Annotated in this window: 13 protein-coding genes; 9 read left to right on the forward strand and 4 right to left on the reverse strand. The window is 63.7% G+C overall.

From position 1 onward, the window contains the following. Positions 1-10 precede the first annotated feature (10 nt). Positions 11-415 carry a transcriptional repressor gene (locus AC1D08_RS18720; RefSeq protein WP_457152403.1) on the forward strand — a complete coding sequence of 135 codons (405 nt, stop codon included), beginning with the start codon at positions 11-13 and terminating at the stop codon, positions 413-415. Here AC1D08_RS18720 and AC1D08_RS18725 read toward each other — a convergent pair. After that, positions 412-1,032: a LysE family translocator gene (locus AC1D08_RS18725; RefSeq protein WP_457152405.1), complete on the reverse strand. Its 621-nt coding sequence runs from the start codon at positions 1,030-1,032 to the stop codon at positions 412-414. The two genes, AC1D08_RS18720 and AC1D08_RS18725, sit on opposite strands and share 4 nt — an antisense overlap. 10 nt (positions 1,033-1,042) lie before the next feature. Continuing rightward, on the reverse strand, positions 1,043-3,997 hold the full coding sequence (gene polA, locus AC1D08_RS18730) for a DNA polymerase I (protein ID WP_477423734.1): 2,955 nt from the start codon (positions 3,995-3,997) through the stop codon (positions 1,043-1,045). A gap of 421 nt (positions 3,998-4,418) precedes the next feature. Between polA and AC1D08_RS18735 the strand changes: the two genes are divergently transcribed. The 7 genes from AC1D08_RS18735 to AC1D08_RS18765 all read left to right on the forward strand — a co-directional run bounded on the left by AC1D08_RS18735 (position 4,419) and on the right by AC1D08_RS18765 (position 10,676). Continuing rightward, the gene (locus AC1D08_RS18735; RefSeq protein WP_457154558.1) at positions 4,419-5,804 is read left to right on the forward strand and encodes a M20/M25/M40 family metallo-hydrolase; all 1,386 of its coding nucleotides are present in this window, start codon (positions 4,419-4,421) and stop codon (positions 5,802-5,804) included. Between the two features lie 125 nt (positions 5,805-5,929). After that, positions 5,930-6,550, forward strand: a complete 621-nt coding sequence (locus AC1D08_RS18740; protein ID WP_095084743.1) for a ribonuclease D — start codon at positions 5,930-5,932, stop codon at positions 6,548-6,550. Between the two features lie 99 nt (positions 6,551-6,649). After that, the gene (locus tag AC1D08_RS18745; RefSeq protein WP_457154559.1) at positions 6,650-6,853 is read left to right on the forward strand and encodes a hypothetical protein; all 204 of its coding nucleotides are present in this window, start codon (positions 6,650-6,652) and stop codon (positions 6,851-6,853) included. 109 nt (positions 6,854-6,962) lie between these two features. Beyond that, positions 6,963-7,217 (forward strand): GlsB/YeaQ/YmgE family stress response membrane protein, encoded by a 255-nt coding sequence (locus tag AC1D08_RS18750; RefSeq protein WP_457153965.1) that lies wholly within the window; start codon positions 6,963-6,965, stop codon positions 7,215-7,217. 25 nt (positions 7,218-7,242) lie between these two features. Continuing rightward, the gene (locus AC1D08_RS18755) at positions 7,243-7,389 is read left to right on the forward strand and encodes a hypothetical protein (RefSeq protein WP_013529552.1); all 147 of its coding nucleotides are present in this window, start codon (positions 7,243-7,245) and stop codon (positions 7,387-7,389) included. A 190-nt stretch (positions 7,390-7,579) separates the two neighbouring features. Beyond that, positions 7,580-9,859: a transglycosylase domain-containing protein gene (locus tag AC1D08_RS18760; RefSeq protein WP_457153966.1), complete on the forward strand. Its 2,280-nt coding sequence runs from the start codon at positions 7,580-7,582 to the stop codon at positions 9,857-9,859. A 64-nt stretch (positions 9,860-9,923) separates the two neighbouring features. Continuing rightward, positions 9,924-10,676: an SDR family NAD(P)-dependent oxidoreductase gene (locus AC1D08_RS18765; RefSeq protein ID WP_095084738.1), complete on the forward strand. Its 753-nt coding sequence runs from the start codon at positions 9,924-9,926 to the stop codon at positions 10,674-10,676. 74 nt (positions 10,677-10,750) lie between these two features. Here AC1D08_RS18765 and AC1D08_RS18770 read toward each other — a convergent pair whose 3' ends face one another. Beyond that, positions 10,751-11,671: a zinc-binding dehydrogenase gene (locus AC1D08_RS18770; protein WP_457153967.1), complete on the reverse strand. Its 921-nt coding sequence runs from the start codon at positions 11,669-11,671 to the stop codon at positions 10,751-10,753. Between the two features lie 204 nt (positions 11,672-11,875). On the opposite strand from AC1D08_RS18770, the gene AC1D08_RS18775 reads away from it, so the two are divergent. Further along, complete coding sequence (locus AC1D08_RS18775; RefSeq protein ID WP_477423737.1) at positions 11,876-12,685, forward strand: AraC family transcriptional regulator; 810 nt, start codon at positions 11,876-11,878, stop codon at positions 12,683-12,685. A gap of 91 nt (positions 12,686-12,776) precedes the next feature. Here the strand turns inward: AC1D08_RS18775 and AC1D08_RS18780 are convergent, their stop codons facing one another. Then, positions 12,777-14,564: a cation:proton antiporter domain-containing protein gene (locus AC1D08_RS18780; RefSeq protein ID WP_457151049.1), complete on the reverse strand. Its 1,788-nt coding sequence runs from the start codon at positions 14,562-14,564 to the stop codon at positions 12,777-12,779. Between the last annotated feature and the right edge of the window lie 381 nt (positions 14,565-14,945).

A 14,945-nucleotide genomic window follows, 5' to 3' on the forward strand; every position in this document is an offset into this window, starting at 1 on the left:
AAACAGGATCATGGCGGCGAGGGATGTACTGACGAAGAACCAGCTGTGCGTGCTCGAGAAACTCGAGGCCGCCAGCGGGCCGCTCAGCGCCTACACGTTGCTCGACCAGCTGCGTGAGCGCGGCTTTCGCGCGCCGCTGCAGGTCTACCGGGCGCTCGACACGCTGGTGAAGTCCGGCTTCGTGCATCGGCTCGAAAGCATCAACTCCTTCGTCGCTTGCGCCGAGCCGCATGACCACAGCCATTCAATGACCGCCTTCGCCATCTGCGACACATGCGGGCAGGTCACCGAAATGTCCGATCACGATGTCGACCACCGGCTGGACGAATGGGTGCGCTCGACAGGCTTCGCCGCCAAGAAGGCGGTGATCGAATTTCGCGGGATATGTGCGAAGTGTTTGGCTGAAGCGGCCTAACGCGCGGTCGACCAGGCGAACCAGAACGCAACGAGCGCCAGCAAGGCCGAAAGCAGCCGTCGGCTGGTTCGTTTCAGCCGTGGATCGTTGAGGAATGGCTGCAGCGCTCCCGCCAACACGACGATCAGTCCATGGATGGCTGTCGCGATGGCCACATAGGTCAGGATAAGCAGGACAGTCTGCGCAAGTATCGGTCGTCCGGCCTCGACGAAGGTCGGCAGCACGGCGACATAGAAGATCGCCGCCTTCGGATTGAGGAGATTGGTGACAAATCCGCGCCAGAAATACTTCCCACCCGGATTGCCCTTGTTCGAAACCACATCGGTTCCAGCGGTCCAACCCTCCCAAGCGAGATAAAGCAGGAACAGAATGCCTGCCCAGCGGAGACCCTCGTAGAGCAAGGGCGACGCCTGAATCACTTCGGCGACGCCCAGGGCGGCGATGCCGCCAATGGCCGCCAGACCCGATGCGATGCCCGCCACGGTGGCGAAGCCCGCCCTGCGGCCGTGGCTCGCCGAAACCAGTGCCAGGTAAGTCATGTTGGGGCCTGGCGTCAGTTCGATCAACAGCGACGCCAGCGCGAATGAGAGGAATGTGGCCGTTGAAAACGGCAGCATTTCACTCACTTCAATGTGCCTCGTCCCAGTTGTTGGCGGCGCGGGCGTCGACATGCAGCGGCACCGACATCGACACCGCCGGCATCGCCGCGTTTTCCATGATGTGACGCACGACGGGGATCGTCGCCTCGACTTCCGCCTCGACCGTCTCGAAGATCAGCTCGTCATGCACCTGCAGCAGCATGCGGGCCGACAGCTTCGCCTTCTCCAGCGCCTCGTCCATGCGCACCATGGCGCGGCGGATGATGTCGGCGGCGGTGCCTTGCAGGCGGGCGTTGATCGATGCGCGCTCGTTGAACGCGCGGACCGAGGGATTGGAGGATCGGATATCAGGATAATGGATGCGGCGGCCGAAGATCGTTTCGACGAAGCCGTGCTCGCGAGCATAGGCCTTGGTCTCCTCGATGTAGTCACGGATGCCGGGGAAGCGCTCGAAATACTTCTTGATGTAGTTGCTTGCTTCCTCGCGCGGGATCGACAGCTGGTTGGCGAGGCCGAAGGCGGAAATGCCATAGATGATGCCGAAATTGATCGCCTTGGCGCGACGGCGGACTTCCGAAGGCATGCCCTCCACGGGCACGTTGAACATTTCCGATGCGGTGATGGCATGAATGTCGGCGCCATCGGCGAAGGCCTGTCGCAATTGCGGGATTTCGGCGACATGGGCGAGCACCCGCAGCTCGATCTGGCTGTAGTCGGCAGAGACCAGCCGGTTGCCCCTGTCGGCGATGAAAGCGGTCCTGATCTTGCGGCCTTCGGCGGTGCGCACCGGAATGTTCTGCAGGTTCGGATCGGATGACGACAGCCGGCCCGTGGTCGTCGCTGCCAGCGCGTAGGAGGTGTGGACGCGCTTGGTGTCCGGATGGATGAAGCCCGGCAGCGCATCGGTGTAGGTCGATTTCAGCTTGGTCAGCTGGCGCCAGTCGACGATCTTGCGCGGCAGTTCATGGCCTTCGGCGGCGAGGTCCTCGAGAAGCTGCGCCGAGGTCGACCATTGCCCGGTCTTGGTTTTCGAACCTCCGGGCAGACCCATGCGGCCGAACAGGATGTCGCCCAGCTGTTTTGGCGAGCCGATGTTGATGCGCTCGCCGATGAGCTGATAGATTTCCTCTTCGAGGCGAGCGGCGCCCTGCGCCAGTTCGCCCGAGAGCCGCGACAGGATCTGCCGGTCGACGGAGATGCCGCGCTGTTCCATGCGCGCCAGAACCGGCACCAGCGGCCGCTCCAGCCGTTCATAGACCGACACCAGGCCCTTGGCGGCAAGCCGCGGCTTCAGCACCAGCCAGAGCCGCATCGTCATATCGGCGTCTTCGGCGGCATGAGCGGTCGCCCTGTCGATGTCGACCTGCTCGAAACCGACGGAGCTTTTGCCGGAACCGGTAACGTCCTTGAGCTGGAGAGGGGTGTGGCCAAGCCATTTCTCGGCAAGCGAGTCCATGCCGTGACCATGAGGGGTGCCGGCATCGAGCACATAGGAGATCAGCATGGTGTCGTCAAAAGGCGCGACATCGATGCCGTAGCGGCTCATGATGACCAGATCGTATTTCAGGTTCTGGGCGATCTTGAGAACCGACTTGTCCTCCAGCAGCGGTTTCAGCACAGCCAGCGCCTCGCGAAGCTGGATCTGGTTTTCGACCGCGCCGCCCCCGAGCAGATCACCGTTGCCGCTCTTGTGGGCAAAAGGAATGTAGGCGGCGCGGCCGGGCGCCGTGGCAATGGACATGCCGATCAACTCGGCCTGCATCGGATCGGCCGACGTCGCCCTCACGTCGAAAGCGGCAAGCCCGGTCTCGGTTGCCTCGGCGACCCAGGCTTTCAAGGTCGCGACATCGCGGATGCAATGATAGGCCGACGTATCGATCTTGCGGGTGGCGGCGCTCTCCAAACGCAGTGCGGCGAGCAGGGAAGGGGTGTCGCCGCTGATGGGTTTGTCGGCGCCCGGGGCCTGGTTTGCCGCGCCGTCTCCGCCGGTCTTGGCAGGTCGGACGTTGGAAGTTCCCGCGCCGACATCGGGGCCATGCGCGGCGTCGGCACGCTCGACGGTCACCGCGACGGCCTGGACGTCGCCGGCCTCGGTGCCGGTTGCTTCCGCCACGCGGCGGGTCAGCGAGGTGAATTCCATGGTCTTGAGGAAGCCGATGAGCTTCGGTCCGTCCGGGGCGTGCAGGATGAAGTCGTCCAGACCCTCTGCCACCGGAACGTCGGCCTTCAGCGTCACCAACTGGCGTGAAATGCGCGCTTTGTCTGCATTGGCGATAATCGATTCGCGCCTTTTGTCCTGCTTGATCTCGCCGGCGCGGGCCAGCAGCCCGTCGAGGTCGCCAAACTGCTCCAGCAGTTGCGCCGCCGTCTTCGGCCCGATGCCGGGCACGCCGGGCACATTGTCGACGGAATCACCGGTCAGCGCCTGCAGGTCGACCATCTTTTCCGGCGGCACACCCCATTTCTCGATGACTTCCGGAATGCCAATCTGGCGGTCCTTCATCGGGTCGTACATGCCGACCGTGTCGCCGACCAACTGCATCAGGTCCTTGTCGGAGGAGATAATGGTGGTGTCGCCGCCCGCTTCGCGGGCCAGCCTGGCATAAGTGGCGATCAGGTCGTCGGCCTCGTAGCCTTCGATCTCGATGCAAGGCAGGTTGAACGCCCTGGTCGCCTGGCGGATCAGGCCGAATTGCGGGATCAAGTCTTCCGGCGGCGCCGAGCGGTTAGCCTTGTATTCGGGGTAGAGATCGTTGCGGAAGGTTTTCGAGGAATAATCGAAAATAACGGCGAAATGCGTCGGCACAATGCCTACATCGGTGTTGCGGGCATCCAGCATCAGCTTCCACAGCATGTTGCAGAAGCCGGAAACGGCGCCGACCGGCAGGCCGTCGGATTTGCGGGTCAGCGGTGGCAGTGCATGATAGGCACGGAAGATGTAACCGGAGCCGTCGATAAGGAAGAGATGATCGCCTTTTTTCATGTCGGCAGGGATAGCGCGGCTCGATGCTGCGGTCCATGCCAAAGGCGCCGGCACCCACCGGTTCCGGCAACACCCTGACAGAATGGCAGCGGCCGGACTGCTCACGTCCATGTTACAAAAGTGTAATTTTCATGCCCTTGAATCGCCACGTTCAAAGACCCAAATAAACGTCATCGGCAGTTTTCGCCGAAGTCCGGAGCAAGGCCCGTCCCCCGCCTATCCCGGACACCTGCGGCAGCCTATCCCCCCTCTCCGGGCTGCCGCATCGTTTCGAGTAGAAGGCCGCCGTGGTTCCCCCTCCACCACGGCGGTCTTTTTTTGTCGTTCGAGGGGCATTGCGCGCCTTGGTCCAATCGTCCCGGGCTTTTCGTTCGCCCAGTCTGCCTTTACGGTCCCGGCACTGAATCGAAAGGCTTCACAAATGTCCGCAGTTTCCTCCGTTCTCGATCGCCTCGACAAGAATCTCGACCAGAGCCTTGAGCGCCTGTTCGGCCTGCTCAGGATCAAGTCGATCTCCACCGATCCGGCCTATGGCGCCGACTGCCGCAAGGCGGCGGAATGGCTGGTGGCAGAGCTCAAGCTGATCGGTTTCGAGGCCAGCGTGCGCGACACGCCCGGATACCCGATGGTCGTTGCGCATCATGATGGACCAGCCGGCTCCCCGCATGTGCTGTTCTACGGCCACTACGACGTGCAGCCGGTCGATCCGATCGAATTGTGGGAAAGCGATCCGTTTTCGCCCGCGGTCAAGGAAATCGAGCCCGGCCGCAAGGTGATCACCGGGCGTGGTTCGGCCGACGACAAGGGCCAGTTGATGACCTTCGTCGAGGCTTGCCGGGCCTGGAAGCAGGTGCATGGCAATTTGCCGTGCCGCATCACCATCCTGTTCGAGGGCGAGGAGGAATCCGGCTCACCGTCGCTGAAACCGTTCCTCGAAGCCAATGCGGACGAGCTGAAGGCCGATTTCGCGCTGGTCTGCGATACCAGCATGTGGGACCGCGACACGCCGTCGATCTGCGTCGGGCTGCGCGGAATGGTCGGTGAGGAGATCACGGTGAAGGCCGCCGATCGCGACCTGCATTCGGGCCTCTATGGCGGTGCCGCCGCCAACCCGATCCGCATCCTGGCCAAGGTTTTGGCTGATATCCACGACAAGGACGGCCACATCACCATTCCAGGCTTCTATGACGGCGTCGAGGAAACGCCGTCGCAGATCCTGAAATCATGGGAGACGCTTGGCGAGACGGCCGAGATGTTCCTCGGACCCGTCGGCCTGTCGATCCCGTCGGGTGAGAAGGGCCGCTCGGTGCTGGAACTGACGTGGGCGCGGCCGACGGCCGAGTTCAACGGCATCATCGGCGGCTACACCGGCAAGGGCTTCAAGACGGTGATCGCGGCGGAAGCCTCGGCAAAGGTCTCGTTCCGCCTCGTCCACAAGCAGGACCCGGCGAAGACCCGCGCTGCGTTCCAGAAGTTCGTCAGGGAGCGCATTCCGGCCGACTGTTCGGTCGAATTCCACCCGCATGGCGGCTCGCCGGCAATCCAGCTTTCCTATGACTCGCCGTTCCTGGCCAAGGCCAAGAACGCGCTGTCCGACGAATGGCCGAAGCCGGCGGTGACGACGGGCGGCGGCGGCTCGATTCCCGTCGTTGGCGACTTCCAGACTTATCTCGGCATGGAATCGCTGCTGGTCGGCTTCGGCCTCGACGATGACCGCATCCACTCGCCCAACGAGAAATACGAGCTGAGCTCCTTCCACAAGGGCCAGCGTTCGTGGGCGCGGATTCTGGAGGCGTTGACGCGCTGAGGCGGCGGGACCCCAGTTTTCCTGTTGATTTTTCAGCGGATCGCGGCGAGGACGGGCCACGAGATAAAAGCGCTGCGGCGTCCCTTGCGCTTCAAGGCACGCCGCAGGCTCGACCGGAGAAGACAATGGCCGACATCCGTTTCCACAAAAATGACCTGCCCGACCTGTCGCACTACAATGTCGGGGCGGTGGCCATCGACACCGAGACGCTGGGGCTCAACCCGCATCGCGACCGGCTGTGCGTGGTGCAGATTTCGCCGGGCGACGGCACAGCCGACGTGATCCAGATCGCGCCGGGCCAGAAGAAGGCGCCTAATCTCGTCAGCCTGCTGAGAAATCGCGGCGTGACCAAGTTGTTCCACTACGGCCGCTTCGACCTTGCCGTGCTTTACAATGCGTTCGGGGTGATGCCCGAGCCGGTGTTCTGCACCAAGATCGCCTCGCGGCTGACCCGCACCTACACCGACCGGCACGGGTTGAAGGACATCTGCTTCGAGCTTCTCGGCGTCGGCCTGTCGAAGGCGCAGCAATCGTCGGACTGGGCGGCCGAGACGCTGTCGCCCGAACAGCTCGAATACGCTGCTTCCGATGTGCTCTATTTGCACCGTTTGCGCGATGTGCTGGCCGGGCGCCTGGCGCGAGACGGGCGCACCAAGGAGGCCGATGCCTGCTTCCGCTTCCTGCCGACGCGTGCCAAACTCGACCTCATGGGCTGGGACGAAGAGGATATCTTCGCCCACAGCTGATGACCTTGGTTAGGCCCTGCTGCCGGTGACCCGTTTGGAACCAGATGCAGGGCGCCGCGTTGTGTCGGCTGAGTCTGGTCTGTTCAAAGGGGGGACGACATGGCGGACAGAAAGCCGATAGCGACCGCGCCGACCGACGGTTCAAAGGTCTCCGTCACCTGGAAGGACGGCGACGGCGTCATCAACGAATCCATCGCGCAATATCGCGACGACGGCTGGTGGGTCTACACCGACAGTCATACGCAAAAGAAGGTCGAGCCGACCAGTTGGCGGCCTGCCGCAAGCGACGATGACGACCAATGAGCGCGCCGCTGGCGGGGCTGGCTGCTTTCGAATAGCCTGAAACCGTTGATATCGAGGCCGATTCGGAGCTTTCCGCTCCGCGCTCGCCTCTTGCTCGGAGGAAATCGTCATGGGTGTCGAAAGCCTGCTCGTCTTCATCATCATTGGTGCCATCGCCGGTTGGCTCGCCGGTCTCATCGTGTCCGGCTTCGGCTTCGGCCTGATCGGCAACATCATCGTCGGCATTGTCGGCGCGTTCATCGCCGGCTGGCTGTTCCCGCGGATCGGCTTCTCCATCGGCGGCGGCGTTCTCGCGGCAATCATCCACGCCACGATCGGCGCCATCATCCTTTTGGTGCTGGTCAAGGTCCTGAAACGAGCTTGACGCTCGACAACCGAAAGAGCGCGCCATGAAACAGAATACGCTCTATCTCGTCATTGGCGCGCTCGTCGTCGTGGTCATCGCGCTCGGCATCTATGTCTATCGCGAGCAGACCAAACCGAAGGGCGTCGAGCTCAAGATCGACGACAAGGGCATCTCGATCCAGCAGAATTGATGGCATCGGACCGACGCCGACCGCCGTCGCCTTGTTGCGTAAACGGGCCGCGCTGATATGCCGTTCCGGCCGATCCGCAAGCAATTGAATCCATATTGCTTCGATTTTTCCCGACTTAACCCGCCTTTAAACCGCCGCATCTACTCTTCAACCCGAACGCCATAGGCATCGGGGATATCAAGCACAGCGCATGGCGAACCGCAGAGACAGTCGCATCGAACCCAGTTTCGAGGGACCGCCGCAGGCGAAATCCTCGGCGGGTCTTTCGGTGAACGAGGAGGATCGCGTCGTGCCGAGCAACCGCAAAGCCTCCGCAAAACGCAAGCCGGCCAAGGGAAAATCGTCGCGCGGCGGGCGCGGCAGAAGCCGGCGCGGCCTGTTCGGCGTGCTCGGCCGGCTGTTCTACTGGTGCTTCGTGCTCGCCATCTGGGGCGGCATCGCGGCGGCCGGTATCGTCATCTACTACGGCGCCAAAATGCCGGCGGCGACAACCTGGTCGATCCCCGACCGCGCCCCCAACATCAAGATCGTCTCAGTCGACAACCAACTGCTCGCCAATCGCGGCATGAGCGGGGGCGAGGCCGTCGGCCTGCACGAAATGTCGCCCTATATCCCCGAGGCCGTCATCGCCATCGAGGACCGCCGCTTCTACTCGCATTTCGGCATCGACCCGATCGGCCTGTCGCGCGCGATGGTGACCAATCTGCTTGGTGGGCATTTCTCGCAGGGCGGTTCGACGCTGACCCAGCAATTGGCCAAGAACCTGTTCCTGACGCCAGACCGCACGCTGGAGCGCAAGGTGCAGGAAGTGCTGCTGGCGCTGTGGCTCGAGCACAAGCACACCAAGGACCAGATCCTGGAAATGTACCTCAACCGGGTCTATTTCGGTTCCGGCGCCTACGGCGTCGAGGCGGCCTCGCGCCGCTATTTCGGCAAGAGCGCGCGCGACGTCACCCTGTCGGAAGCCGCATTGCTTGCCGGCCTGTTGAAGGCGCCGTCGCGGCTGTCGCCGGCGCGCGATCCGAAGGCCGCCGAGGAGCGCTCGCAGCTCGTGCTTGCCGCCATGCGCGACGAGGGCAAGATCAGCGCCAAGGAGCTGACTTCCGCGATGAGTGCGCCGGCGACGCGCGCGCCGTCGTACTGGACCGGCTCGGAAAATTACGTGGCCGACACCATCATGGAAGAATTGCCTGACCTGATCGGCGACGTGCGCGGTGACATCATCGTCGACAGCACAGTCGACCTGACGCTGCAGAAACTCGCCGAACAGTCGATCCGCAAGTTGATCGACGACAGCGGCAAGAAGCTCAACGTCACGCAGGGCGCCCTGGTGTCGATCGACGATTCCGGCGCCGTGCGCGCCATGGTCGGTGGCTACGACTATTCGACCAGCCAGTTCGATCGCGCCTCGGAAGCACGCCGCCAGCCGGGCTCGGCGTTCAAGCCATTCGTCTACATGGCCGCCCTTGAGGCCGGGCGCACGCCCGACAGCGTGCGCAACGATGCGCCGATCAAGATCGGTAATTGGACGCCCGACAATTACGGCGGCAAGTATTTCGGCAAGGTGACGCTGGCCACCGCGCTGGCGAAATCGCTGAATTCGGTCGCCGCCCAGCTGACCATGGAGGTCGGGCCGAACGCCGTCGTCGAGGCGGCGCACCGCATGGGCATCCAGTCCGAGCTGCAGTCCAACACCTCGATCGCGCTCGGCACCTCGGAGGTGACGCCGTTGGAACTGACATCGGCCTACGTGCCCTTCGCCAATGGCGGCTACAAGCCCGACATTCATTTCATCCGCCGCGTCACGACCACAGACGGCAAGGTGCTTTACGACAGCGGCGGCGGCAGCGCGCCGCGCGTCGTCAAAACCGAGATCGTCGGCATGATGAACTCGATGATGACCGGCACAGTCGAGACTGGCACCGCCAGGAAGGCGGCTTTTGCTTGGCCGTCGGCCGGCAAGACCGGCACCAGCCAGAATTCGCGTGACGCGTGGTTCGTCGGCTACACCGCCAATCTCACCACCGGCGTCTGGTTCGGCAATGACGACGGCAGCCCGATGAAGAAGGTCACCGGCGGCGCGCTGCCGGCGCAGGCCTGGCACGAATTCATGGTCGCCGCGCATGAGGGCGTGCCGGTGCGGCCGCTGCCCGGCACCTGGAAGTCGACCCCCGCCGACACGATCGTGCCCGACGAGATACCTTCGGCAAACAACAGCCAGCCGGCGCCGGTTCCGCCCGCGTCCGTTGGCCAGCAGGCGCCGGCCGCGCAGGCTGCTGCGCCGGTCGCGCCGCCGCCAACCCCGGTCCGCGCCGTGCGTCCCGCCCAGACCGTCGATGCCGATGGCCTTGCCATGCCGGAGGACGAGGGCGCCACCGCATCGATCAAGCATCCGGTGCCCCCCGGCAATGTCGGCGGTCCGCTGAAGAAGAAGCAGACCTCGATCCTAGACATTCTCGGCGGCGGCTAAGCGGCAACTCGCCTCTCGCCTCCGCGACAGGGTTCGGCTACATCTCCGGTCCGGAGACCGTGACATGGCTGAACTCGACACCAGAAAAACCATCGTGCTGACCGGCGCCAGCCGCGGCATCGGCCACGCCACGGTCAAGCGCTTTTCGCGCGAGGGCTGGCGCGTCATCACCTGTTCGAGGCAGGCTTTTGCCGAGGATTGCCCGTGGCCGGCCGGGCCGGAAGACCACATCAAGGTCGATCTCGCCGACCAGGAAGATGTCGGCATCGCGGTGTCGGAAATCCGCCACCGGCTGGAGTCGCATGGCGGCCAGCTGCATGCGTTGGTCAACAATGCCGGCATTTCGCCGAAGCTCAAGGACGGCAACAGCCGGATGGACTCGATCGACACGCCAATGCATGTCTGGCGCGACGTGTTCCAGGTCAATTTCTTCGCGCCGATCATGCTGGCGCGCGGGCTGTTCAAGGAATTGGCGGCGGCCAAGGGCTCGATCGTCAACGTCACCTCGATCGCCGGCACGCGCGTGCATCCCTTCGCCGGCACCGCCTATGCGACCTCGAAGGCGGCTCTCGGCTCACTGACGCGCGAGATGGCGCATGATTTCGGCCCGCACGGCATTCGCGTCAACGCCATTGCGCCGGGCGAGATCGACACCGCGATCCTGTCGCCGGGCACGGACAAGATCGTCGAGACGATCCCGCTCAGGCGCCTTGGCACCACGGCTGAGGTCGCCGACATCATCTTCTTCCTGTGCTCGCAGCAGGCGTCCTACGTGACCGGCTCGGAAATCCACATCAATGGCGGTCAGCACGTGTGAGCGGGTCGATTTCTTTGTTTTGATGCCATTTCGGACGGAAAACCGCTTCACACTTTTCCTGGAATTGCTCCAACTCATCCGGTTATGGTGAGAACAGCCTTGCCGCTGATGCTGCGCTGTCGCAGTGCGTCGAGGGCTTGGGCGACGTCTGTCCACGGGACGGTCAAGACCACGCGCGTTTCGAGCCGACCCGCCGCGACCATGGCGAGCAGCGAGGCGATATCCGCGCCAATGCCTGAGCCGGAAGTGTAGTAGGCGAAAGTCTGAAGCCTCGCCCCCTCGTGACCCGGAACGAACTGGCGAAATCCAATGGGCGTGAGTTCGCCGCTGCTGGAGCCGAACATGACGATGGTCCCGCCGGATGCGAGGCGTTCGATCGCGTGTGCGAGGCTCTCGCCGCCGACTGATTCGGTGATCAGCGAAAACAGCCCTTCAGCCCGCTCGATCGACTCGACCACCTGCCCGGCTCCAAGGTTGCGGAGATCCTCGTCGTGCCGGGAGGCTGCGACCGCGGTCACGAACGCGCCCTGTTCGCGGGCGATCTGGACCTGGAAACGACCGACCGCACCGCTTGCGCCGGTGATCAGGACCTGCTGGCCGGCCAGGTCACCCCCATGGCGCAGGGTCCTGAGCGCCGTTGTGCCCGCCACCGGAAGCGTGGCGGCGGAGACGAAGCTGACGTCATCCGGCAGGACGGCGAGACGGTCGGTTGAAACGGCGACGCGTTCGGCCCAGCCGGCCTGGTCGACCAAAGCCGCAACCCGGGCGCCCGCGGCTGGCCCGGAGCCATCGGCTGCCGAGCGTTCGACAACCCCGGCGATGTCCTGGCCGGGTATCCAGCCGGCTGGACGTATGGCGAGCAGGCGCAGTTCACCCCGGTTCAACGAAGTTGCGTGGACCGAGACAAGCGCCTCGTTCGAGGCCGGTTGAGGCTCGTCGAGCTCAGAGAGTTTCAGCCGGGAGGCGCTATCTGGAGAGATGACCAGGGCGAGCATAGTTCATACCTCATTGCTGCGTGGTGGACGCATAGCCTTTCGGGGGCGGCTGCCTATGCCTTGGTCTTGCCGGTTGGCAGACGCGGCCGATCGAAGAACCCCGCAGCGCGCCTCAGACGTGCTCATTCACAAGCCGGAACCTATCGACTTTCCCACTTGAATAATTTAGATATCAGCGCAATCAATCGCTAAAAACAGTCAATCATGAGACAGCCTCTCCGCTACCCCTGGCTCGATTTCGATGTGGATGCGCTTTCCGAGCCGGCGATTGCCGTGCGCGTTGATGTCACCGAGACCAGAGCCGAGGTCCCTTCCCATTGGCACCGCAAAGGCCAACTTGTCTTCGCGCTCGGTGGTGGTGTCACCTGCCGTGTCCCCAGCGGCCTGTGGATGGTGCCGCCGCATTGCGGCGTGTGGATCCCCGGCGATATGGAGCACAGCAACATCGCCACCGCCAACGCCCGGATTTTCTTCGTGTACATCGAGCCGGGAGCCGCCGATCTGCCAGACCGGTGCTGCACGCTGTCGATCTCGCCGCTGCTGCGCGAACTGATCGTCGAGCTGGCCGATCACGGGCAGGACGACGATTCACGGAAGGCCGTGCTGACGACGGTTCTGCTCAGCGAGCTGCCGCGCATGTCTGTCCAGCAGCTGCATATGCCGATATCGTCAGAGCCGCGCTTGAGGCGGATCGTCGATGCCTTGGCCGAGAATCCTGCCGACCGCAGCAATCTGGCCGAATGGGCCAGGCGTGTCGCTCTCAGCGAGAGCAGCCTGGCTCGCCTGGTGGTGAGAGAGACGGGCCTGAGCTTCGGACGCTGGCGGCAGCAACTGCATCTGATCGTCGCGATACGGGAACTGGCCTCTGGCGCGAGCGTGCAGCAGGTCTCGGCAGATCTCGGCTACGAGTCCGTGACGGCCTTCATCACCATGTTCAAGAAGGCGCTAGGCAAGCCGCCTGCACAGTATCTCAGCAGCGTTGCGCAGAATGGCGGCTCAGCATTCGTTGCGTGATCAATTCGATTGAGGGCGGACGGTTGAGATCGACGATGCAATCTGTCGCCGGCCATCGGCCAGTGGCGACCCGTGATCGTTCTGGATCGGCTCAGGCAGCGGACGGTTCAGAGGCCTCGGGTGGCTTGTGCCCAAGCACCTCTTCGACGATGCCGCGGGCGATCTCGCGCTCGCCCATGATGACCGTGTCGGCGCCGAGCCCCTTGAGATGCTCGACCTCGGCGTCGGAATGGGCGCGGGCGATGACGTTGATGCCGGGGTTGGCGGCCCGCGCCCGCAGCACGATCTGGCCGGCCTCGAAGGCATTGGGGATGGCCAGGATCAGCCGCCTAGCGCCTTCAGGATTGGCGGCGGCGAACACTTCGGCATTCGCCGCATTGCCGGATACGGTCTCGATGCCGTCGGCCTTCAGCCTGGCCAGCGTCTTGTCGGCATCTTCGATGACGAGGAAGGGCAGGGCGGCCTCTTTCAGCGCCGCGCCGACGAGGCTGCCGACACGGCCATAGCCGATCAGGATGGCGTGGTTGGTGAGAATTGTCCTGGGCGGCGGCCCGTCTTCCCTGTTGGTCGTCGCCGCGACCGAGGCCACCTGGCCGGGTTCCGTCGCCGGACCGAGCGGCTTTGCCTCGACTGGTGGCGCCGTCTTGGCGGCGCGGGCTTCAAGCCACGGTTTCATCCAGTCGATGGCCAGGAACATCAGCGGGTTAAGGACGATCGACAGGATGGCGCCTGCCAGGATCAGGTCGCGGCCTTGTTCGGGCAATAGTTTCAGCCCGACACCGAGTTCGGCCAGGATGAAGGAAAATTCGCCGATCTGGGCCAGGCTTGCCGAAATCATCAGCGCCGTGGCCAGCGGATAGCCGAAGGCAATGACGATGACGAATGCCGCCAGCGATTTGCCGATGACGATGATGGCGAGCGTCGCCAGGATCGGCCAGCCATTGCTGATCAGGCTGAACGGATCGAACAGCATGCCAACCGAAACGAAGAACAGCACGGAAAAGGCATCGCGCAGCGGCAGCGATTCCTCGGCGGCGCGATGGCTGAGCTCCGACTCGCTCATGATCATGCCGGCAAAGAAGGCGCCCAGCGCCAGCGAAACCCCGAACAGCTTGGCCGCGCCAAAGGCGACGCCAAGCGCAATGGCCAGCACGGCGAGCCGGAACAGTTCGCGCGAGCCGGTGTGGGCGACATAGTGGAGGATCCAGGGGATGACCCGGCGGCCGACGACAAGCATGACGACGACGAAGGCGGCGACCTTGGCCAGCGTGATGCCAACGACGCCCCAGATGCCGTAGCTGGCCGGCAGCGACAGCACGCCGCTCACATGGGTGTCCGCCTGCTCCTGGCCGCCGAGCACGCCGGCAAGGGCCGGCAGCAGCACCAGCGCCAGCACCATGGCCAGATCCTCGACGATCAGCCAGCCGACGGCGATGCGGCCGCGCTCGGTCTCGATCATCCGCCGCTCCTGCAAGGCGCGCAGCAGAACAACGGTCGAGGCGACCGAAAGCGCCAGGCCGAAAACCAGGCCCGCGCCCATCGACCAGCCGAGCATCCAGGACAGCCCGGCGCCGAGCGCGGTGGCAAAGCCGATCTGGACGATGGCGCCGGGCACGGCGATGGCGCGCACCGACAGCAAATCCTTCAGCGAGAAGTGCAGGCCGACGCCGAACATCAGCAGGATGACGCCGATTTCGGCGAGTTCATTGGCAAGGCCGGCATCGGCGACGAAGCCGGGCGTGTTCGGCCCGACCAGCACGCCGGCTACGAGATAGCCGACCAGTGGCGGAATGCGGAAGCGGTTGGCGAGAGCCCCGAAGACGAAAGCCAGCCCCAGACCGGCGACGATGGTGGCGATAAGGGGCGTGTCATGCGGCATTGTCTATGGAGCGCCTTTCAAACCAGAAATGTAGGATGTGCGCCGCCCGAAGCCGCCGCCTGTTTGCAATATGGTGGAAGGGGTGTCGACGATGCAACCCGCAAGCGCGCGAAATCGACGGCGAGAGGCGCAGAAAACAAATAGCCGTCAGAATTCACGCAGATCAAGTCACCACCTGATCGAAAAGGGCAGCGATTTTGCTGCCCTACATGGGTTTTGGTAAGGGTGGCTTTAATCTACCAAATTGGTAGAATTTAGAAAAAACTGTTTTGCGATATTTTCCGTCGGGCGCTAAAAGAGGCGCAAATGAAGGCCTGCGGCAGCAGCTTGAATCCGCCCCATGTGCCAACGAGGAATATTATTCTCTTGGCCGACAGGCTT

The organism is Mesorhizobium sp. P2_E6 (assembly GCF_056403835.1).

Coding starts and splice junctions, on each gene's coding strand:
- AC1D08_RS18775 (WP_477423737.1), top strand. CDS start 11,876: ATGAGACAGCCTCTCCGCTACCCCTGGCTCGATTTCGATGTGGATGCG.
- AC1D08_RS18720 (WP_457152403.1), top strand. CDS start 11: ATGGCGGCGAGGGATGTACTGACGAAGAACCAGCTGTGCGTGCTCGAG.
- AC1D08_RS18780 (WP_457151049.1), bottom strand. CDS start 14,564: ATGCCGCATGACACGCCCCTTATCGCCACCATCGTCGCCGGTCTGGGG.
- AC1D08_RS18725 (WP_457152405.1), bottom strand. CDS start 1,032: ATGCTGCCGTTTTCAACGGCCACATTCCTCTCATTCGCGCTGGCGTCG.
- AC1D08_RS18750 (WP_457153965.1), top strand. CDS start 6,963: ATGGGTGTCGAAAGCCTGCTCGTCTTCATCATCATTGGTGCCATCGCC.
- AC1D08_RS18740 (WP_095084743.1), top strand. CDS start 5,930: ATGGCCGACATCCGTTTCCACAAAAATGACCTGCCCGACCTGTCGCAC.
- AC1D08_RS18760 (WP_457153966.1), top strand. CDS start 7,580: ATGGCGAACCGCAGAGACAGTCGCATCGAACCCAGTTTCGAGGGACCG.
- AC1D08_RS18735 (WP_457154558.1), top strand. CDS start 4,419: ATGTCCGCAGTTTCCTCCGTTCTCGATCGCCTCGACAAGAATCTCGAC.
- AC1D08_RS18765 (WP_095084738.1), top strand. CDS start 9,924: ATGGCTGAACTCGACACCAGAAAAACCATCGTGCTGACCGGCGCCAGC.
- AC1D08_RS18770 (WP_457153967.1), bottom strand. CDS start 11,671: ATGCTCGCCCTGGTCATCTCTCCAGATAGCGCCTCCCGGCTGAAACTC.
- polA (WP_477423734.1), bottom strand. CDS start 3,997: ATGAAAAAAGGCGATCATCTCTTCCTTATCGACGGCTCCGGTTACATC.
- AC1D08_RS18755 (WP_013529552.1), top strand. CDS start 7,243: ATGAAACAGAATACGCTCTATCTCGTCATTGGCGCGCTCGTCGTCGTG.
- AC1D08_RS18745 (WP_457154559.1), top strand. CDS start 6,650: ATGGCGGACAGAAAGCCGATAGCGACCGCGCCGACCGACGGTTCAAAG.